Origin of the sequence: Streptomyces yaizuensis (assembly GCF_034961445.1) — a bacterium.
Classification (GTDB): Bacteria; Actinomycetota; Actinomycetes; order Streptomycetales; family Streptomycetaceae; genus Streptomyces; species Streptomyces yaizuensis.
The window spans coordinates 44,188-63,923 of sequence record NZ_BSBI01000016.1 but is presented as its reverse complement, the minus strand read 5'-3'; the positions used below and the strand labels follow the sequence as shown (position 1 = coordinate 63,923).

Annotated in this window: 13 protein-coding genes; 5 read left to right on the top strand and 8 right to left on the bottom strand. The window is 73.3% G+C overall.

Going from position 1 to position 19,736, the window contains the following annotated elements; translation table 11 throughout:
• Window positions 1-2: 2 nt before the first annotated feature.
• From SYYSPA8_RS31175 to SYYSPA8_RS31155, 5 genes are all read right to left on the bottom strand, one after another.
• Entirely contained in the window at window positions 3-2,042 is a 2,040-nt protein-coding gene (locus tag SYYSPA8_RS31175; protein WP_323450763.1) for an FG-GAP repeat domain-containing protein, read from the bottom strand.
• Between the two features lie 53 nt (window positions 2,043-2,095).
• The gene (locus SYYSPA8_RS31170; RefSeq protein ID WP_323450762.1) at window positions 2,096-3,070 is read right to left on the bottom strand and encodes a DUF1702 family protein; all 975 of its coding nucleotides are present in this window, start codon (window positions 3,068-3,070) and stop codon (window positions 2,096-2,098) included.
• A 100-nt stretch (window positions 3,071-3,170) separates the two neighbouring features.
• Window positions 3,171-4,184, bottom strand: coding sequence for a DUF1702 family protein (locus SYYSPA8_RS31165; protein ID WP_323450761.1), 1,014 nt, complete (start codon window positions 4,182-4,184; stop codon window positions 3,171-3,173).
• Window positions 4,185-4,278: 94 nt separating this feature from the next.
• Entirely contained in the window at window positions 4,279-4,884 is a 606-nt protein-coding gene (locus tag SYYSPA8_RS31160) for a MerR family transcriptional regulator (RefSeq protein ID WP_323450760.1), read from the bottom strand.
• Between the two features lie 238 nt (window positions 4,885-5,122).
• On the bottom strand, window positions 5,123-5,566 hold the full coding sequence (locus tag SYYSPA8_RS31155) for a winged helix-turn-helix transcriptional regulator (RefSeq protein WP_323450759.1): 444 nt from the start codon (window positions 5,564-5,566) through the stop codon (window positions 5,123-5,125).
• A gap of 136 nt (window positions 5,567-5,702) precedes the next feature.
• Between SYYSPA8_RS31155 and SYYSPA8_RS31150 the strand changes: the two genes are divergently transcribed.
• Window positions 5,703-6,434 carry a helix-turn-helix domain-containing protein gene (locus SYYSPA8_RS31150; protein ID WP_323450758.1) on the top strand — a complete coding sequence of 244 codons (732 nt, stop codon included), beginning with the start codon at window positions 5,703-5,705 and terminating at the stop codon, window positions 6,432-6,434.
• Window positions 6,435-6,669: 235 nt separating this feature from the next.
• Window positions 6,670-8,355, top strand: coding sequence for an MFS transporter (locus tag SYYSPA8_RS31145; protein WP_323450757.1), 1,686 nt, complete (start codon window positions 6,670-6,672; stop codon window positions 8,353-8,355).
• A gap of 57 nt (window positions 8,356-8,412) precedes the next feature.
• On the opposite strand, the gene sigJ is transcribed toward SYYSPA8_RS31145, so the two are convergent.
• Window positions 8,413-9,396: an RNA polymerase sigma factor SigJ gene (gene sigJ, locus SYYSPA8_RS31140; RefSeq protein ID WP_323450756.1), complete on the bottom strand. Its 984-nt coding sequence runs from the start codon at window positions 9,394-9,396 to the stop codon at window positions 8,413-8,415.
• 176 nt (window positions 9,397-9,572) lie between these two features.
• Between sigJ and SYYSPA8_RS31135 the strand changes: the two genes are divergently transcribed.
• Window positions 9,573-9,977: a hypothetical protein gene (locus SYYSPA8_RS31135; RefSeq protein WP_323450755.1), complete on the top strand. Its 405-nt coding sequence runs from the start codon at window positions 9,573-9,575 to the stop codon at window positions 9,975-9,977.
• Between the two features lie 96 nt (window positions 9,978-10,073).
• Here the strand turns inward: SYYSPA8_RS31135 and SYYSPA8_RS31130 are convergent, their stop codons facing one another.
• Window positions 10,074-15,614 (bottom strand): type I polyketide synthase, encoded by a 5,541-nt coding sequence (locus SYYSPA8_RS31130; protein ID WP_323450754.1) that lies wholly within the window; start codon window positions 15,612-15,614, stop codon window positions 10,074-10,076.
• Window positions 15,615-16,203: 589 nt separating this feature from the next.
• Between SYYSPA8_RS31130 and SYYSPA8_RS31125 the strand changes: the two genes are divergently transcribed.
• Together SYYSPA8_RS31125 and SYYSPA8_RS31120 are read left to right on the top strand one after the other, a co-directional pair.
• Entirely contained in the window at window positions 16,204-18,090 is a 1,887-nt protein-coding gene (locus SYYSPA8_RS31125; protein ID WP_323450753.1) for a (2,3-dihydroxybenzoyl)adenylate synthase, read from the top strand.
• 338 nt (window positions 18,091-18,428) lie between these two features.
• Window positions 18,429-19,073 carry a TetR/AcrR family transcriptional regulator gene (locus SYYSPA8_RS31120; protein ID WP_323450752.1) on the top strand — a complete coding sequence of 215 codons (645 nt, stop codon included), beginning with the start codon at window positions 18,429-18,431 and terminating at the stop codon, window positions 19,071-19,073.
• Window positions 19,074-19,278: 205 nt separating this feature from the next.
• Here SYYSPA8_RS31120 and SYYSPA8_RS31115 read toward each other — a convergent pair whose 3' ends face one another.
• The gene (locus tag SYYSPA8_RS31115) at window positions 19,279-19,704 is read right to left on the bottom strand and encodes an enediyne antibiotic chromoprotein (protein WP_323450751.1); all 426 of its coding nucleotides are present in this window, start codon (window positions 19,702-19,704) and stop codon (window positions 19,279-19,281) included.
• Window positions 19,705-19,736 lie beyond the last annotated feature (32 nt).

Genomic DNA, 19,736 nt, shown 5'->3' with positions numbered 1-19,736 from the left:
CGTCACTTCTCCTTCGCCTGGCCGGCCTGGGTCGTGGTGGCTGCTGTTGCCTTCGTGGCTGCTGTCGTGGTCGTGGCTGTCTTCGTCGTCGTGGCTGTCTTCGCCGTGGCTGTCGTCGCTGTCGTCGCCGTGGCTGTCCCGGCTGTCTCCGTCGTCCGGGCGAGCTGGGGCTCCTTGCCCGCGTCCGTCTTCCCGGACAGCCGGGTCGCCCCCTCGTCCAGCCGGATCGTGTGCCGGCCGCTGTCCAGGCGGAGTTCCGCCTGACGGATCTCACCGTTCCGGTCCCGCCAGCGCAGCTCCACCGGGAGCGGTCCGCGCACGTCGTCGCCGAGACCGAGGTGGATCTCGTGGCTGCGCTTGCCGGAGTGGCCGCCGCCGCCGTCGACGCGGCCGACCCGGCGGGAGCCGTCGGGGAGGGTCACCACGGCCTGGGCGTCGATCACCGGCGAGCCCGAGGGGTGGGTGAGGGTGAGCCCCAGGTGGTCGCCGGGGGCCTTGCTCCGGTTGCTGTAGAAGACGGGCTCGCCCCACTGGCGGGCCACGGCCATGTCGAGACGGCCGTCGCCGTCGGCGTCACCGGTGGCGATGCCCCGGGTCGGGATCGGCACGTCCATGCCGAGGCGGCTCGCGAGGTTGGCGTACCGGCCGCCGCCGCTCTTGGCGAAGAACCGCAGGGTCTGGTCGCCGCCGATGTCGTCGCCCTCCTTCACATGGGGCCACCACAGCGGGTTGGAGGTGAGGGCGTCGTTCGCGGTGGCCAGCTCCTGGAGCTGGGGCCAGCGGTTGGTCTTGCCCTTGACGAAGCCGGTGGTCTGGGCGATCTCCAGGGTGCCGTCGTTGTCGAAGTCGCCGGTCTTCACATCCCAGCCCCAGCCGGACCAGGCCGTCCCCAGGGGGACGCTCCTGTCCTCGTACGGGGCGACGCCCTCGGAGAACCGCTCGCGCAGGGCGCTCTGGTCCTTCGCCTGGTTGATGAAGGTGAAGTTGGACTCCTGGATGCCGAAGGAGGTGGTGATGTTGCTGACGAACATGTCGTGAAGGCCGTCGTTGTCGAGGTCGCCGAAGTCGACGCCCATGCCCTTGAAGGAGCTGCGGCCCAGCTGCTTGGAACGGGGCACCATCGGGTCGCGCGGGCCGTCCACCGCCATGAACTTGATCTTCCCGGGGCGGGAGCGGTTGTGCAGCAGCCGCGAGGTGCCGAAGTCGTGGGCGAGATACAACTCGGGCAGCAGGTCGCCATCGAGGTCGGCGGCGGACGCGCCGAGGGTCCAGCCGTTGCGGGTGTCCTCGGGCAGCGCGTTCTCGGTCTCCTCGAAGCCCTTCGCGGTCCAGCGCAGGACGATGTCCTCGCCGCCGTTCTGGGCGTGCGACAGGGAGTGGTTCATCTCCACCCCGCCGTCCTTGGACGGGTCGAGGACCGGACTGTCGGGGAAGTAGTTCCCGATCAGGATGTCGTCGTGGCCGTCGCCGTCGAAGTCGGCGATCGTGACGGCGTTGCTGTTCCACTGCGGGCCGGTGTAGATGGTGTCGCCCACGCCCCGGATCAGCTCCACCGGGGTGAAGGAGGCCGGGGCCAGGCCCTCGGCGGCGGGACGGGCCTGGAAGACGACGGGCGTGCGGCCCCAGTAGTAGACGAGCAGGTCGGTGGCGCCGTCCTCGTTGAAGTCGCCGGCGGCGCAGCCCATCGGTGCCATGGTGGAACTCATCGGCAGCGGCGCGGGATCCAGCGCGAAGGGCCGGTAGCGCCCGGAGCCCTTCCCCGGCGTCGGGGTGACGACGACCTGGTCGATCCTCGGGTCCGTGACGCACAGGTCGTTGGCGAGGCCGTCGCCGTCCACGTCGTTCATCGAGACACCGGCACCGACCGAGGAAATCCATGCCTCGATGTTGCGGTATTTCTTGTTCACCTTGCGGATCGTCTGCTGGTCAAATCCTTCCGGCAGCGCTATCGACATGGGTGTGAAGGAATAGTCCTCGGCCATCCGATTGGCCTCGGCCTCCGACACACTGGGCAGCCGGACCGCATAGAAAACGCTCACCATGAGAGTGAGTGCGATGATTCCTGGAAGCTGATTACGCATTCGGGTTCGCAGGTTCATGGGTTCTGGCGCTCCCCTCGTGAGGTGATCTCATCGGCTATTGCGCGGCGCCACCGCTCGTAGTCGTCACCGGTCGCGGGGCCCTGGGGCCTGGTCCGCCGGCACACGAGCGCCGCCTCCTTCGGCTCCAGGCCCGTCAGGGTCCTGACGGCGAGCCGGTTCTGCTCCACGGTCAGCCCGGCCAGCTCCCGGGCCTCGGCGGCGAACGCCACTCCCTGGAGCAGCTGGGGGCGGTACGGTCCGGCGCGGTGGGCCAGCTGCTCCAGCTCGTCCGCGCGCGCCCCGCAGGCGTAGGCCGCGGCCAGCCCCGTACCGCTGAAGAGGTCGGGCCGCCGCTGGTGGGGGAACTTCTCGATCAGGGTCGCGGCCAGATCCGGGTCGGTACCGGCGACGAACCACACCGCCCGGCCGATGCCCTGGTCAACGGCGTTCTGTAGATAGCCGGCGGGCCCCCAGGGCCAGCCGAGGCCGGTGCTCGGGCGCTGGTCGCGCACATAGCGGTCGGTGTGGAAGTACGCCTGGTGGAAGCCGTACCCGTCGAGGATCAGCCACCGGATCAGCGGATCGGTACGGCCGATGTCGGGCCAGAGCGGGCGGGGCAGCCGGGCCAGCGCCCAGCCGATGCCGACATAGGCCATGTAGACGTGGTGGCGGCCCTGGCCCGACAGGAGGGCGGCCAGGCGCCGCCCGCCGGTGCCGGGGATCGCGTCGAGGACGGTGGCGCCCATCGCCGCCCCCTCGTAGGCGAACCCGCGAAAGCGCTCCGGCACACCGGCGAGACAGTGCTCCAACTCCGCGACGGTACGCGTCCCGACCGCGTGGCCATATCCTTCGAGAAAGCTGCGACCGACGGTCTCCAAAAGCTCCTGGGCTTCCGGGCTTTTCCTGTGGAAGCCCCGCTTGTCGAGACTGGTCTCGGAAATGCTGGGTGTGAGAATGCGGCGCCTCAGCGCACGCAAAAGAGCCGACATGGTGCTCTACCGCCCCTCGCCGAATTCGGCCTCGCATACGTGGGGGAACTGTCAGTGAATCTACACAGCACCACCGAAGAGGCGGCTACTTCAATAATGCTCAACCAGCGGTTGTGGAGATCCGGTCACGGATGTTTAGACGCCACTGTTCATAGGCGGGTACGCCGTCGATATCGCCGGGCCGTACCGCGCCGCCGCCCGGGGCTGTGCCCGGCTCCACGGCGCAGTCGTCGGCCAGGGCGACCGCCCCGGCCAGGGTCAGCCCGGCGAGGGCGCCGAGGGCCGTGTGGGTGTGCTCCGGCACCGTACCGGCGTACGCACGGGCCTTGGCGGCGAAGACGGCGCCCTGGCCCAGCTCGCCCCGGTGGCCGTCCGCCGCCCGGCGCAGCAGGGCCAGATCGCTTTCGGTGAAGGAGCCGGCGAAGGTGGCGGCCAGCCCGACGCCGCTCCACAGGTCCGGCCGGCGGGCCTCGTCGAAGCCGTCCACGGCGGCGGCGACCCGGTCGGCCCGTGCGCCGTGGATGAACCAGAGCGCGCGGCCGATGCCCTGGTCCACCGCGCGGGCGAAGTAGCCGGGGTGGCCCTCCCAGTCGTACGGGGCGGGCACGCGCTGCTCGTCCACGTACCGGCCGGTGTGGAAGTAGGCGAGGTCGAAGCCGTAGCCGTCCACGGCCAGCCAGCTCATCTGCGGGTAGGCGGCCCCGGTCAGATCGGGGACGGCCTTCTTCCACAGCCGCCGGGGCAGGCGGGCCAGGGCGAAGCCGATCCCGATGTAGGCGAGGAAGACATGCGGCCCGGCCGGGCCGAGCAGCAGCCGGCGGGCCCGGCCGCCGCCGGTGGGGGCCATGGCGTCCCGGAGGGTGAGGGCCATGGTGGCGCCCTCGTACGCGAAGCCGCGCAACTCGGCGTCGACCAGGCGGATCCGGGCCTCGGTCTCCCGGTGGCCGGGGTCGTCGATGGCCCACTCGAAGCCGCAGACGACCGCCTGGGGGATGGCCTCCAGGCGGCGGGTGGCGGGCGAGGGCGGCACCGGGAAGCCGCGGGCCGCGAAGTCCACGTCGAGCGGCGACGGGGCCATCAGGAGTCGGCGCAGTGAGCCAAGGACGGTCGGCATGGTCGGTGCCTCCGGATGTGTACCTGCCACGCGGATGTGGCCGGGAGCACCATGGTCGAACCCGGTGCGGACGACCGGCATCTCCGCGCGTGCGCTACTGGCGTGCCACCGCGCCACCGGGCTGCCCGGCGGCGGGGGAAGGGCGCGGGGCGGGCGTGGTCGCCAGCCGGGCGAGCCGCCGCAGGGCGATGTCCAGCGCGTCCGCGACGAGTTCACCGGCGCCGAAGCCGCCCCGGACGCCGGTCAGGCCGCCGGTCAGGCCGCCGGTCAGGGCACCGCCGGGGGACGGGGGCCGCGCACCGGAGACAGGGGGCGGGGGTACGGCTTCGGGTACGGGTCCGGCGTCGAGTGCGGGCGCGGGTACGGGTCCGGCCTCGGGTCCGGCCTCGGCCCCGGCGGGGTGCGGCAGGGCGGCGGGCGGCTCACCGGCCGCCGAGGCGACGACTGCGCCGTCGACCGTGCCGCCGATCGCGCCATCGATCGCGTCGAGGATTTCCCGCACCTCGCCCAGGGAGTGCCCGCCGACCTCGATCAGCGCCCGGATCAGCACCAGCCGGCCGAGCCCGCCCTGCTCGCCCCGCCCGCTCCCCCGCCCGCTCCTTCGGCCGTCCTCCCCGCCCCTCGGGACGAGCAGCCCTTCCCGCGCATAGCGCCGGAGCGCCGTCGCGGGAATCCCTGACGCGGCACTGAGTTCGGACATACGCATGGACATACCTCTTTCCGAAGCGCCCGGATGGTCCACCGGAAACGGCCGGAGGGAATCCGCCCGGCGGGCCCGGCACACCGGGGGTACGGATGAACACCCGCGCGCAAGAGCGCCGCTCCGGACATTTCCGAGAGCCGTCGCGCACGACGCCGGCTCTCTTGATCCCACTCCGTTTTGACGAAATGTCAGAAACTCGCCGGCGCTTCGGAGCAACCCCGCCCCAGGGGTGGGGTCAGGTCACGGGACGTGCCGTGACCTCCTCGTTCGCCACCGGTCGCGCACAGCGCTCACAGGCCAGATCCACCCGCACGTCGCCTTCGCATCCAATGTGCTCAATGCGCCGGGGCGGCCCTGCCTCACCCGAAAGATATCGGTCACCCCACTGCATAAGCGCCACCACGGCAGGGGTGAGGTCGCGGCCCATCTGTGTGATGTGGTACTCATACCGCGTAGGCCGGTCCTGGTACCGTACGCGCTCCAAAATCCCGTATTCGACAAGGCGATTCAGCCGGTCGGTCAGGACGTTCCGGGCAATGCCCAGATCTCCGAGGTGACCGTCGAACCGCTTGATACCGAGCAGCACGTTGCGAACGATGAGCAACGACCATCTCTCACCCACCACTTCCAGTGCGTGGGCGAGAGAGCAATCCTGCCCCTCATAGATACGCCTGAGCATTGGGCTATGCTAACCCGGAGTGAGTTGCTTGAACGAACCGATGGGAAACCTGACAGCCCCCGCCGTCCCGCACCGGTACCGTCCGGCCGCGGCGCGAACCCCTCGTGTCCTTCACCCGACGACCATCACGGACGGCATGCGAAAGCGATCAGCGGCAACACGGGAAGTCCTTCTCAGCGCGGCCGCCGAGGCGTTCGAGCAAAGCGGCTTCGGCGAAACCCGTCTGGAGGACGTCGTCGCCGGCCACGATGTGAGCAAAGGCGCCCTCTACTTCCACTTCCCCTCCAAGGAAGCACTCGCCGCCGCCGTCATCGACGCGGCCTACGGGCCCTGGCCGGAACGTCTGGAGCTGCTGCGGCCCGCGTATCCACGGGCGATGGCCCGGCTGGTGGCGCTGGGCCGGCAGATCATCGACGCCTACCGGAGCGATGCGGGCATGCGGGCGGGCCTGCGGCTGATGACCGAGGTCAGCTCCGCGACACCGGCCCTGGCACGCCCCCTCGTCGACGGACTCGCCGCCGTCGAAGGGCTGTTGGCCGAGGCGGCGGAGCAGGGCGATCTGCTGCCCGGCACCGACGTCCGGCGCACGGCCCGGCTGATTCTCGCCGGATTCACCGGACTGCCCCGGATTCCGGGGCGCGGAAACGAACCCGCCCCATCCGCCGACGCGCCGGACCCTCTCGTTCCCGCCGAACGCACCGATGTCACGGAACGCGCCGACGTCACAGAACTCGCCGAACTCGCCGAACTCACGGAACTGGCCGACGACATGACCGGGCTGTGGCTCGCCCTTCTGCCGGGTCTGGTCCGCGACGAATGCAGGGCTGAATTGACCTCCGTACTCACCGGGGACCATCCCTCCTCGTAACGCTGTTCCTCCGCACCACCGGCATACCCAGCACAACGGCGTTGGCCGCATCGCCACCGCCGAGTGCGCAAGCCTGGAGAAGTGCGCCCGGGCGGGCGGCTGCTGAGATGAACGCCAGGATTTACGACCCTGGAGGTTCGCACATGGCAGCCGGCACGGACGCGCTCCTTGCGGGGCGCGACACATTCGGCGTTTCCCGACGCCCCTCACCCACCGGTCCCGCGAAGGTGCGGCGATGAGGCCCGCCCGGAGCCGGGGGCTGATCCCGCGGCCCCTGCTCTTCTGGTCGGGTGTCGTGATCTGCTCGGGCGGCGTGGTCGAACACCTCCGGATGTTCGTCCACGCCGCCGAGATGGACTTCCACATGGCCCATATGGGCATGGGCGCGGGAATGTGGGTGGCGATGGCCGCCATCGTGGCCGGCCTGGTCCTCGCGGGCTTCGGCCTGGTGCCCCGGCGGCCGACCGCCGGGGAGACACCGGCCGAGCCTGCCACCGTGGGGACACCTGCCGAGCCGGCCGCTGTGGGGCCGGCGGCCGATTCCCTGCCCGCCCCCGCTGCCGCCGTCTCCCCCGCCCGGCGTGCCACCCTGCGCCGCAGGCTGATCGCCGTGCTCTCCTTCGCCCTCGTGGTGGACCAGCTGAAACCGGCCACGCTCGCCTTCATCATGCCGGGCGCCCGCGCCGAGTTCGGCCTGACCTCGACCGAGGTCGCGCTGCTCCCGATGGGCGGGCTGACCGGGACGGTCCTCGGGTCCCTGCTCTGGGGCCATCTCGCGGACCGCATCGGGCGGCGCGCGGCCGTGCTCCTGGCAGCGCTGCTGTTCGTGGCGACCACCGTGTGCGGGGCGATGCCGAGCTTCGAGGCGAGCGTGCTGATGTGCCTGCTCATGGGCATGTCGGCGGGCGGCATGCTGCCCATCGTGTACGCGCTCATGTCCGAGGTGCTGCCGGGCCGCCACGGGCTGATGGTCCTGACCGCCGGCCTGACGACGGTCGGCGGCTATCTCGCGGCCAGCGGCCTCGCCTCGGTCTTCGAACCCCTCTACAGCTGGCGCGTGCTGTGGTTCCTGCAACTTCCCCTGGCGCTGGCCCTGCTGGCGCTGAACCGGTGGATCCCGGAGTCCCCCAGCTTCCTCGCCTCCCAGGGCAGGATGGCCGAATCCCGGCGGATGGCGGACCTCTTCGGGCTCTCCACGGCACCGCCCGAGCCCCGTACCGACCGGGGCGTCGGCGCCCTCCTCGGCCCGGACCACCGCCGCCAGACACTGATCATCTCCGGCTTCGCCCTCTCCTGGGGCTTCGTGCACTGGGGCTTCGTCACCTTCCTGCCGACGGTGCTCGCGGAGACCGGGACGTCGATACCGCCGTCCCGCATCCTCTTCGGGTCGTCCCTGCTGTCGATCCCGGGCACGGTCCTCGCCGCCTGGCTCTACAGCCGCTGGTCGTCCCGGCGGACGATGACCCTGTACGGGGCGATCACCGCGCTGTCGCTGGCGGCGCTGACCACGGTGCCGCTGAACGACGCCAAGGTCGCGGTTCCCGTCCTCATCGGGCTGCTCACCGGGACCAGCGGCGTCGTCGCGGTCCTCGGCCCGTACACCGCGCAGGTCTATCCGACGGCGTTCCGGGGGCTGGGCAGCGGGCTGTCGGCGGCGTGCAGCAAGTCGGGCGGCATCTTCGGGCCGCCGCTGGTGGGCTGGATGATGAGCTGGCTGTCGATCGGGCGGGTGGCCACGGTCATCGCGATCCCGATGGCCCTCGCCACGGCGTCGATCGCCCGCTACGGCAAGGAGCTGGTGGGGCCCCGGACGGGCGCGGACGACGGTGTACGCGGCCCCGACCGTGATCGCGATCCCGGCCCCGGCCCCGGCTCCGTACCCGACCAGGACCGGGGCAAGGACTCGGCTGTCAGCCGCTGACAGCCTTGTCCGAGGCACCTGAACAGGGGTGGGGGCGGATGCCGTGGGCGTCCTCCCTCACCCCTCCCGTGTGCCCGGTCCGGCCGCGGGGTCCTGGGCGGCGGGTCGGCTCCGGCCGTTCCACAGCCGGAGCTTCTCCGGGTTGCGGACCGCCCAGATACGGGTGACGCGACCGCCGTCGACACCGAACGCCGCCACGGTCACGGTGACGCCGGCCTGCCGGGCCACCAGGCCGGGCCGCCCGTTCACGGTCCGCTCCAGCAGCGTCAGGCCGGGGGCGCGGCCGGCGATGTGGATGAGATACGCGGCGATGCGCCCGCCGCCCTCGACCGGGCGGAGGGCGGCCCCGGCCAGTCCACCGCCGTCGGCGGTCATCGTGGCGTCGGGGTCGAGGAGACCGACGAGGGCTTCGATGTCCCCCGCCTCCCACGCCTCCCGGAAACGCCGCACCACACCGGCCTGCCCGGCCACCGGACCTTCCGGAGCCCGCGCGGCGCGCATCCGCCGGCGGGCCGAGGACGCCAGCTGCCGGCAGGCCGCCGGCGTCCGGCCGACGATCCCGCCGATCTCCGCGAAGGGGTACCGGAAGACGTCGTGCAGCACGAACGCCACCCGTTCGGCCGGCGTCATCGACTCCAGGACGACGAGGAAGGCCATGCTCACCGACTCGTCCAGGGTGACCCGGTCGGCCGGGTCGCCCCCGTCGCCCGCCGGCCCGCCGGTCCACTCCGTACGGTCGGGCAGCGGCTCGGGGATCCACGCGCCGACGTACCGCTCGCGCCGGACCCGCGCCGAGCCGAGCAGGTCCAGGCAGACCCGGGTGGCCACCGTCGTCAGCCAGGCCCCTGGCGACGCGATCGCCTCCTGCCGCCGCCTCGGCATCGCGTACCAGCGGGCGTAGGCCTCCTGAACGGCGTCCTCGGCCTCGGCCCGTGAACCGAGCAGCCGGTAGGTGATGTTGACCAGTCGGCTCCGCTCGCCGACGACCGCCCCGGGGCCCGGCTCGTACCGGTCGTGATCCGGCTCGGACGGGATGCTCATGGTCTCGGCCTCTCCCCGGTTCCTCCCGGCCGCCTCCGCCCACTCCCCCCGGCGGGAGCGGGAGCCCCCGGCGGAGAGCGGTTTCGGCGCCGCGCCTCACATGTCGCGGGCCCACGTCGTCGGAGTAACGAGACACTACCGATGCCCTGCCGCGAGGCAGAAGAGGGGACCGCGCCATGGCCCGACGGACGACGGCGGAACACCACAAGCTCACCTTCCTGCGGGTCGCGATCGCCCTCCAGACCTCGGCCCTCCTCTTCCAGACGGTCACCGCCGGGCTGCTGATGTCCTCGTCCCACGGCCGTGCGCCGCACGACATCGGATCGCCCGTGATGTACGGCGCGTCGATGGTGTACGTGCTCGCCGCGATCCTGGCGTGGCGGCCGGGCGGCGGGCCGTTCCGTCCCGTCCTGTACGCGTCCGGCTTTCTCGTACTCGCGTCGGCGCAGGTGGCGCTGGGCATCGCGCAAGTGACCCGGCTCCATGTCCCGCTGGGGATCCTCATGTTCGGCCTGAGCGTGGTCGCGCTGGCCCGGGTGCTGTCCGCCCGCTCGGAGCAGGGTTCCCGCACCCGGCCGTGACGACCACACGGGCCGCCCCCTCCCCGGGGACGGCCCGTGCACGGCGCGACGGCGGCAGGCGCCAGGCAGCAAATGCCAGGCAGCAGGCGTCAGGTGTCAGGCTGGGACGGCCACCGTCTCCTTCTCCGCCCGCGGCTCCGTTTCCTCCCCGGGCTCCGCGCCGCCCGCCGGTCGCAGGCCGTCGACCACGTGCTCCGACAGCGCGGCCACCGTCGGCCGCGCCCACAGGATCGTCGGCGGCAGGTCCAGCCCGTACCGGCGGTGCAGCCGTACCCGCAGTGCGACGGTCATCACGGAGTCGACGCCCAGTTCCACCAGCGGGCGCTTCATGTCGATCTCGTCGGCGCCGAGGTTGAGTTCGGCGGCGACCTGCGCCCGTACGTCGTCCGTGACCCGTTCCCGGGCCTCCTCGGCGGACAGGCCCTCGATCTCGGCCGCGAAGGACTGGCCGCCGGCGGTGCCGTCACCCTCGTCGGAGACGGTCAGCTCCCGGAACATCGGCAGCCGCGGGGTGTGCGGCGGTGTCGGGACCACCCGCAGGACGGCCTGGTAGGCGGCCTGGAAACGGTCGCCGAACGCCCACGCCCGGAACGCCTCCGAGACCGAGACGGCCTCCAGGCCCCGCGAGTTGGCCTCGAACATGGTGGTCGCGATGTCGGCCGAGAGACCGAGGCCGCGCCACGCGGTCCAGCCGATGCTGACGGTCTCGGTGTGCCCGCCCGCGTTGCGGTGCGCGGCGAGCGCGTCGAGGAAGGAGTTGGCCGCCGCGTACCCGGCCTGTCCCGACAGCCGGGCGAACTGGCCGCAGGACGAGAAGAGGACGAAGAAGTCGAGCGTGCCCGGCGGGAAGAGCCGGTGCAGCACCATCGCCCCGGTGGCCTTGGGCGCGAGCACCTCCCGCAGCCCGTCCGGTTCCACCTTGTCGACCAGGGCGTTGTTGACGACGCCCGCCGCGTGGACGATGCCGCGCACCGGGGGCAGTCCGAGCGCGCCGGGCGCGAGTGCGGCGGCGACCTGGTCGGCGTCCGTGATGTCGAGCACCAGCACGCCCACGGTCACGCCCAGCGCCTCCAGGGCGAGCACGCCGTCGATCTGCCGTCGTACGTCCGGGTCGGTGACGGTCTCCCAGGCGGCGCGCGGCGGCAGGCCGCGCCGGCCGGCGAGCAGGAGGCGGCGGGCGCCCCGGTCCACGAGCCAGCGGGCCACTTCCAGGCCGAGCGCCCCGAGCCCGCCGGTGATCAGTACGGTGCCGGAGGGCGAGCACTGGAGCGGGGTGCCGTCGGCGCTGCGCTCGATCCGGGCGAGCCGGGCGGCCAGGGGGCCGTCCCCGGTGAGGGCGACGACGTCCTCCTGGCCGGCGAGGCCGCGCAGGACGGCGAGCAGCCGCGTACCGGTGGTGCCGTCCACGGCGGGCAGTCCCGCGGCGGGCAGGTCGACGGCTCCGCCCCACAGTCCGGGGTGGTCGCCGGCGATGATGCGGGACACGCCCCACAGCGGCCCGTGGGCGACCGACCGTTCGTCGTGGGCGTCCCGTACGCCGCTGGTCAGGCACCACACCCGCTGGGGGGCGAGCCCGCCGGCGGTGTTGGCGTGGATCTCGGCGACGCGCTGGACGGTACGGATCAGGGTCCAGGTGACGCGTTCGGCGGACCGTTCCACGGGCTCGTCGCCCTCGTCACCTCCGTCACCTTCGTCACCGGCCCCGGGGGCGGGGGCGACGACGATGGCGCCGGGCCGGGTGAACAGCTCCGGGCCGAGCACGGCGTCCGGTCCCGTACCGGCCAGGACGCAGGGCACTCCGGCGGCCGCGCACTGCTGCGCCAGCGGGCCGGTGACGGCGGGGTCGCCGATGAGGACGAGTTGTTCGACGGCGGTGGCGGGGGCCGCGCCGGGCCCGTCGAGCGGCACCGGGCGCCAGACGATCTCGTGGACGAGGTCTCTCGGCAGGACGGCGGTGCCCAGGTGTTCGACGGCCGCGAACCGGAGGCCGGTCACCTCGCAGACGACCTCCCCGCTCTCGTCGGCGACCTGGACGTCGACGGTGTCGTGGGGCGAGCGGGGGGAGCGGATCGCGTGGACGACGATGCGGGCGGGCGGTTCGCCGCGCCAGCCGACGGACTCGATCGAGCGGGACATCCAGAGCACGGTGGCATCGCCGGGCGAGACCACCATGGCGCTGATGGTGAGCGCGCCGTCGATGACGTGCGCCCAGCTGGCGGCCGTGCGCGCGGGCGGGGGCACGATGTCCAGGACGGCGAGCTGTTCCCGTTCGTCGTAGCGGAGTTCGTCCAGGGTCCAGGGGAAGGCGTAGCCCTCGACGCCCATCCGGGCGAACATCTCGTCGGCGCGGGTGAGCGAGCCCTCGGGGAGCCGGGAGCGGAGGGCGGCGCGGTCGATCCGGCCGGTGGGCGCGGGGGCGCCGGGGGCGAGGCTCGCCGTGGTGTGGGTGATCCACTCGTCGCCGTCGTCGCTCTCGGCGCCGTCGTAGCCCCCGGAACCGGAACTGGTGGCCCCGGCACTGTCATCGGCGAGCCGGGTGGCGAGCGAGAGCGACCTGCCCTCCCGTACCACCTGCACCACCCGGGGCGGTTCGACGGCGAGCGGTGTCCGCAGCACGATGTCCCGGAGCGCGCCGGTGCCGTTCCCGCCCGTCCCGCCCGCTGCCTCGGCGAAGGTGTTGATGATCGAGGCCGCCGGGGTCACCTCCACGCCGACCAGGCCGTGGCTCTGCGGATAGGGCCGGGTGGTCATGTCGAGCCGGGTCTGCCACACCTGCCGGGACGGGGAGCCGCTGACGGTCATCCGTCCGCCGAGGAGGCTGTGGCGCGCGGGGTCGTGCCCGCTGCCGAGGCCGCTGTCGGCGGCGGACTCGGGGAAGATCCAGTACGGGCGGTGCTGCCACACCGCCGGGGGCAGGGGCAGCGGGGCTCCCGCGCCGTGGTCGCGGGACCAGTCGACGGCGGCGCCGTGGCAGTGCAGGGTGGCGAGGTTGCCGAGCAGGCCCGCCGGGCCGGGGGTGTCCCGCCGGAGGGTGCCGGTGACGGCCGTGTCCTCGATGCCGAGGGCGAGCAGGGTCTCGCTGACGGAGTGCGCCACGACCGGGTGCGAGGAGATCTCGGCGAACAGCCGGTGCCCGTCCTCGGCGGCCGCCGCGACGGCCTCGGTGAACCGGACCGGGCTGCGCAGGTTCGTCACCCAGTACGCGCTGTCCCGGGCCGCCGTCGAACGGGGGTCGGCCAGGGCGGTGCTGTAGAGCGGGACCGTCGCCGGGCGGGGCCGCAGCAGCCGGGCGGCGGCGGCGACCTCGGCGGCGACCTCGTCCACCTGCGCGCTGTGGAAGGCGATGGCCGAGTCGACGGGCCGGACCCAGACCCCGGCGTCGCGCCAGGCGGCCACGGCCCGTTCGATCGCGTCCCGGTCGCCGGAGACGACGGTGGACGCGGGCGCGGCGGAGATCGCCGCCTCGGCCCCCGGGTGGTCGGCGAGCTGCCGGCGGGCCTCGTCGAAGGGCAGGCCCACCATGGCCATCGCGCCCCGCCCCTCCAGCCGCTGGAGCGCGGCCGCGCGGCGGCAGGCGAAGCGGGCCGCCTCCTGACGGCCGAGGACACCGGCGGCCACGGCGGCCGCGATCTCCCCGACGGAGTGCCCGACGACCGCGCCGGGTTCGACGCCACGGGCCCGCCACGCCTCGGCCAGGCCGGTCTGGAGCGCGAACGTCAGCGCCTGGATGTGGGCGGCCGTCCAGGGGCCGCCGCTGGTCAGCGCCTCGCGGGGGGTCCAGCCCAGCTCCTCGCGGAAGACGTCCGCGAGCGAGTCGACGGCCGCCGTGAACGCGGGGTCGTGGTCGAGCAGGTCCCTGCCCATGCCGGACCACTGCGCGCCGTGGCCGGAGAACACCCACACGACCGGGGTCTCCTGGCCGGGCGCGGCCCGCCCGGTGGCCACGCCCGGGAGGGTGGCGTCCGTACCGTCGGCGGCGAGGGCCCGCAGCCGCCCGGTCAGCTCGGCGGTGGAGCCGGCGACGACGGCGGCGCGGCGGGCGAGGTGGGAGCGGCGCAGCGCCAGGGTGTGGCCGACGGAGTCCAGCGGGGTGCCGGGGTGGTCGGTGAGCCAGTCCGCGACGGCGCCGGCGAGGGAGCGCAGGCCGGCGTCGGACGCGGCGGAGAGGGGGAGGACGGCGGGACGGGCCCCGGAGGAGGCGTCGTGGTGGGAAACGCCGTGGTCGGAGGCGTCGTGATCGGAAGCGTCGTGATCGGAGGCGTCGTGATCGGAGGCGTCGTGATCGGAAGCGTTCGTCCGCGCAGCCCCCTCGGGGCTCTCCCCCGGCCTCTCCTCAGGGCTCTCCTCCAGGATGACGTGGGAGATCGTCCCCCCGACGCCGTAGCTGGAGACCCCGGCCCGCCGGGGCCGCCCCTCGGCGGGCCACGGCCGCAGCTCCCTGACGAGCGCGAGCCCGCAGGTGTCCCAGTCGACACCGGGCGTCGGCTCCCCGTGCAGGCTGGGCGGGAGCTGCCGGTGCCGCAGCGCCAGTACGGTCTTGATGACCCCGGCGATGCCCGATCCGCCCTCCACATGGCCGATGTTGGGCTTCACCGACCCGATCAGACAGGGCCGGCCGGGCTCGCGGCCGGCGCCGAAGACCCCGGCGAGCGCGCTGATCTCCTCGCCGTCGCCGGTGGGGGTGCCCGTGCCGTGCGCCTCGACGTAGTCGACGTCCCCGGGGGCGATGCCCGCGCGTTCGTAGGCCTTCCGCAGCATGTGTTCCTGCGCCCGGCCGTTGGGCGCCATCATGCCGTCGGAGCGCCCGTCCTGGAACACGCCGCTGCCGCGCAGGACGGCCTGGACGGGGTCGCCGTCACGGAGGGCGTCCGCCAGCCGTTTGAGGACCACGACCCCGGCGCCCTCGCCGCGCCCGTAGCCGTCGGCGTCCTTGTCGAACGCCTTGCTCCGGCCGTCCGGGGACATCGCCCCGGCGCCGTGGAGCGCCACGTTGAGCGCGGGGGTCGCCATGATGTTGAGGCCCCCGACCACGGCGAGGGGGATCTCACCGGCGATCAGGCTCTGCCGGGCCAGGTGCAGCGCGGTCAGCGAGCCCGCGCAGGCCGTGTCGACGGCCATGCTGGGTCCGCGCAGGTCGAGGAAGTAGGAGACCCGGTTGGCGATGCCGTAGAAGGTGGTGCCGTTGACGGCGTACGCGCCGGTGCGGGGGATGTCCTCCAGCAGGCGGCGCCCGTAGTCGTTGGAGTTGGCGGCGGCGTACACGGCGGTGTCGGTCCCGCGCAGGGAGAGCGGGGGGATGCCCGCGTCGGCGAGGGCCTCCCAGGTGAGTTCGAGCATGAACCGCTGCTGCGGGTCGAGGAAATCGGCCTCCCGGGGGGAGATGCCGAAGAAGTCGGCGTCGAACCCCTCGATGTCGTCGAGGAAGGCTCCCCGGCGCACGGTCTCCCGCATGATGGCGGTCGCCTGCGGGCTGCCCGCCGCGTACGGCTTCCAGCGCTTGTCCGGCATGTCGCCGACCGTGCTGCGGCCGTCCGCGAGAAACTCCCAGAACTTCCGCGGCGAGTCGAGGTCCGGGGCAAACCTGCAACTCATGCCGATGATGGCTATGGCTTCGTCGGACGTTGCTTTCTCCGTCAAGTCCTCGCTCCTGTTCAATTCACCGAACGGACACGCCGCACCGGGGCACGGGCGTCCACCGCGGCCGGATTCCGTGCGCGGTGGGGCGCGGGCCCTCTGTCTGTCCTGTCTGGGGAGCCGGGCCACGGGGCCCGGTCCGTCAACTCGTGTACGGCGGCGCTGTTGCGCACAGCGCTGCCGCCCTGTACCGCTCCGTACCGTTCTGCGCCGCCTCGTTGTCGTGCGGTGGCTGCGGCGTCATGGCGTCGTAGCCGCGTGGCGGCCGCTTGTGAACGTGCCGCGCCGCACCGCTCGGTCCACGGGGGTCGGCCGCGCGACGGCGAGCGGCCCCGCTGAGCGAAAGGTTCTGTCCGGCGCCTGCTGTGTGACAACTTCTGTCGTGCGGCGTGCCGGGGACCCTCCGGAGTGCGGTGGGAGTCAGCAATCGGCGAGACGTCAGGGGCGGAAGGAGTCCCTAGGCTTCCCGTGGCGGGAGGGCGGTGGCCGTCGCGCCGGCACTCCTTCGCGTCCCCCTTCGTACCGCCCTTCGTACCGTCCTTCGTACCGTCCTTCGTGACCCGGCCGTCCATCGAGGAGCAGGAGCATCCACATGCCCGAGACAGCGGTGAGCCCGTCCCGTTCCGGATCCGTCCCCCGGCCCGCCGACACGGCCGCGCGCTATGCCGCGCTCGGTTACTGGGAGGGCAGGTCGCTGGGATCGCACCTGGCGGCGAGCGCGCGCCGGTTCCCCGACGCGGTCTGTCTCGTCGACGGTCCGGTCCGGATGACCTACGGGGAGCTGCTGGCGCGCGCCGACGGCGCCGCGCGGCGGCTGGGCGCGCTCGGTCTGGAGCCCGGTGACCGAGTGGTGGTGCAGCTGCCGAACTGCTGGGAACACGTCGTCGTCACGGTGGCCTGCCTGCGGCTGGGCGTCCTGCCGGTGTGGACGCTGCCGCAGCACCGGACGCACGAGTTGTCCGGTGTGGTGGCGCACGCGGGCGCCAGGGCGATCGTGGTGCCCGACCGTTTCAAGGGCTTCGACCACCAGGCGATGGGGTGCGAGATCGCCGGGACGGTGTACGGCGTGGAACACGTCCTCGTCGCGGGCGACGAGGTCCGGCCGGGCTGTGTCGACCTGCGGGCGCTGTGCGAGCCCGCCGCCGACCCCGGGGCGGTGGCCGCCGTGCTCGACGCCGCCGCGCCCGGCGGTGCGGAGGTCGCGATGCTCAAGCTGTCCGGGGGGACGACGGGGCTGCCGAAGCTGGTCCCGCGGACCCACAACGACCTCGCCTACATGATCAAGCGGGCGGCGGAGCTGTGCGCGTTCGGGCCCGACACGGTCTATCTCGCGGTCCTGCCGCTCGGGCACGGCTTCCCCAACACCGGCCCCGGGGTGCTCGGCACGCTGCTCTCCGGGGGACGGGTGGTCATCGCCGGCTCACCGGCGCCCGAGGCGGCGTTCGAGGCGATCGAGCGGGAGCGGGTGACGGCCGTGTCGGTGGTGCCGGCGGTCGCGATGCGCTGGCTCGCCCACCGCGCGGAGCACCCGGACACGGACCTGGGGTCGCTGGAACTCCTCCAGGTCGGCGCGGCGCGGCTGACGCCCGAAGCGGCCCGCAGGGTCGGTACGGAGCTGGGGTGCACGCTGCAACAGGTGTTCGGGATGGCGGAGGGGCTGCTCTGCCTGACCCGGCTCGACGATCCGGAGGACGTGGTCCACCACACCCAGGGGCGGCCGATCTGCCCGGACGACGAGATACGGATCGTGGACCCGCGGGGCGGGGACGTGCCCGACGGGGAGCCGGGCGAACTGCTCACCCGGGGGCCGTACACCCTGCGGGGCTACTACGACTCCCCCGCCCTGGACGCGCGGTCGTTCACCGGGGACGGCTGGTACCGCACCGGCGACATCGTGCGGCGGACCCCCGACGGGAATCTGGTCGTGGTGGGCCGGGAGAAGGATGTGATCAACCGGGGCGGCGAGAAGATCAACGCCGAGGAGATCGAGAACTTCGCGTACCAGATCCCGGGTGTGGTCCAGGCCGCCGCCGTGGCCATGCCGGACGCCGAACTCGGTGAGCGGGTCTGCCTGTTCGTCGTGGCCGCCGACGGGTCCCGGGTGGAGTTGGCGGGGATACGGGCGGTCATGATCCGCGCCGGGCTCGCCGCGTTCAAGTTCCCCGAGCGGCTCTTCGAGGTGGCCGCGCTGCCGCTGACGCCCCTCGGGAAGACCGACAAGATGGCGCTGCGGGCGGAGGCGGCCCGGCGGCTGGCGGCGGAGGAGAGCCCGGCGCCCGGCGCGGCGGACCCCGCGGACCCGGCGGGCACGGCACCGGTCACAGAGGACCACGCGGACCCGGCGGGCACGGCACCGGTCACAGAGGACCACGCGGACCCGGCGGACCGGGCCGGCGGGATCGGACCGGGCGGACCGGGCGGACCGGGCGGACCGGGCGGACCGGGCGGACCGGGCGGACCGGCGGAGCTTTCCGGCTGAGTCCCCCGCCGGTCCCGGGCCCCTCCGCCCCGGGCCCCGCCGGCGGCCCGGTGGAGCGCCCGGTGGAGGCCCGGTGGAGCGCCCGGCCACCATGCGGTCAGGGGCTTCCGCTCCGCGCCGCCGTCCTCCATCCTTGCGCCCGGAGCGGGTACGACACCGCCCCGGGCGTCCGCACGCCGGGGCGCACGCGCGGCCGGCCCGCTCCCGGCGACCACCCGGGCGCCCCGGGGCCGGAAGCCGCGTCCGCACAGGAACTGTTTCCGGTCAAGGTAGGGTCGGGTGCTGGCTTGAACAGCCATGTTCACACGGCACACACCGGAGCGGGAGGCAGGGCACCCATGGCCGAGGCGCGCTCGTACCATCACGGCGATCTGCGCTCCGCCCTCCTCGAAGCCGGGCTCGGGCTCGCCCGCCAGGGCGGCGCCGAAGCGCTCGGCCTGCGCGTGGTGACGCGTTCCGTGGGCGTCTCGCCCAACGCCGCCTACCGCCACTTCGCCGACCGGCAGGCGCTCGTCCTGGCCGTCGCGGTGGAGGCGCAGGGCCTGCTCGCCGCGGCCATGCGGGAGGAGATGGCGGCGATCGCGCCGGACGCCGGAGCCGGGGAGCGCGCGCTGGGGCTGCTGCGCGGGGTGGGGACCGGGTACATCCGGTTCGCCCTGACCGAGCCCGGCTGGTTCGAACTGGCCATCCTCACCCTGAAGAACCCGGGGAGCGGCGACGACCCCGGCGAGTCCGTGACCGTGGAGGACCGGGTGCCGCCCCCGTACCAGCTGCTGCTGGACGCGTTGGACGCGATGGTCGACGCCGGGGTGCTGACTCCCGAGCGGCGCGTGAACGCTGAGTGGCTGTGCTGGTCGACGGTGCACGGCTTCGCCGATCTCGCGACCCGTGGACCGCTGTACGGGCAGGAGCACGCGGTCATGGAGCCGCTGGCCGCGCAGGTCGTGGACCGGGTCATCGAAGGACTCGTCCGGGCCGGGTGACGGGTGACGGGTGACCACCGTCCGGCGGCGGGCACCGGAACGGCCCGCCGGGAGTCTCCCGACGGGCCGTGGTGGGGGGACAACGATGTCAGCGCTGCCCGTTTCCGGTACCGGTCACCGGCTCACCGACTCGCCGGCTCACCGATTTCTGACCGCTGATTGCCGATTGCCAATTGCCGACTGCCGACTCAGCGGTGCGACCGGCTCACAGGAAGGAGACGGGGACACCCGCGGGGCCCTGCCCGGTGCTGTCGGACAGACCGACGACGCACTGGACGACCGCGCAGTCCACGGTGCCCCAGACGGTGTCGTCGAAGCGGACGCCCTGGTACTTCTTGGCGACCTTCAGCGGGGTGCTGACCCGGCCGTCGGCACCGGCGGTCACCCGGGCGTTGGCCGGGTTGCACGCCAGCACGCCGGGCTCGACCTCGGCGCACTGACCGACGGAGTAGGTGACACCGGGCTGGAGGCCGCCGCCGGCCACCTGCACCACGGCACCGTCCGCCAGCCCGGACGAGGGCGTCACCGACACCGTCGGCGCCGCCATGGCGGGGGCCTGGAAGGCCACCGTCATTCCGAGTGCGACCACCGAGCCGGCGACTATCTTGGCGACGCGGTTCTTCACTCGCATGAAATCACTCCTTCATGGGGGGAAATTTCGAC

Bases quoted from the DNA above. Each gene is read 5' to 3' on its own strand.
- SYYSPA8_RS31175 (WP_323450763.1), bottom strand. From the start codon at position 2,042: ATGGTGAGCGTTTTCTATGCGGTCCGGCTGCCCAGTGTGTCGGAGGCC.
- SYYSPA8_RS31170 (WP_323450762.1), bottom strand. From the start codon at position 3,070: ATGTCGGCTCTTTTGCGTGCGCTGAGGCGCCGCATTCTCACACCCAGC.
- SYYSPA8_RS31165 (WP_323450761.1), bottom strand. From the start codon at position 4,184: ATGCCGACCGTCCTTGGCTCACTGCGCCGACTCCTGATGGCCCCGTCG.
- SYYSPA8_RS31160 (WP_323450760.1), bottom strand. From the start codon at position 4,884: ATGTCCGAACTCAGTGCCGCGTCAGGGATTCCCGCGACGGCGCTCCGG.
- SYYSPA8_RS31155 (WP_323450759.1), bottom strand. From the start codon at position 5,566: ATGCTCAGGCGTATCTATGAGGGGCAGGATTGCTCTCTCGCCCACGCA.
- SYYSPA8_RS31150 (WP_323450758.1), top strand. From the start codon at position 5,703: ATGCGAAAGCGATCAGCGGCAACACGGGAAGTCCTTCTCAGCGCGGCC.
- SYYSPA8_RS31145 (WP_323450757.1), top strand. From the start codon at position 6,670: ATGAGGCCCGCCCGGAGCCGGGGGCTGATCCCGCGGCCCCTGCTCTTC.
- sigJ (WP_323450756.1), bottom strand. From the start codon at position 9,396: ATGAGCATCCCGTCCGAGCCGGATCACGACCGGTACGAGCCGGGCCCC.
- SYYSPA8_RS31135 (WP_323450755.1), top strand. From the start codon at position 9,573: ATGGCCCGACGGACGACGGCGGAACACCACAAGCTCACCTTCCTGCGG.
- SYYSPA8_RS31125 (WP_323450753.1), top strand. From the start codon at position 16,204: ATGCCCGAGACAGCGGTGAGCCCGTCCCGTTCCGGATCCGTCCCCCGG.
- SYYSPA8_RS31120 (WP_323450752.1), top strand. From the start codon at position 18,429: ATGGCCGAGGCGCGCTCGTACCATCACGGCGATCTGCGCTCCGCCCTC.
- SYYSPA8_RS31115 (WP_323450751.1), bottom strand. From the start codon at position 19,704: ATGCGAGTGAAGAACCGCGTCGCCAAGATAGTCGCCGGCTCGGTGGTC.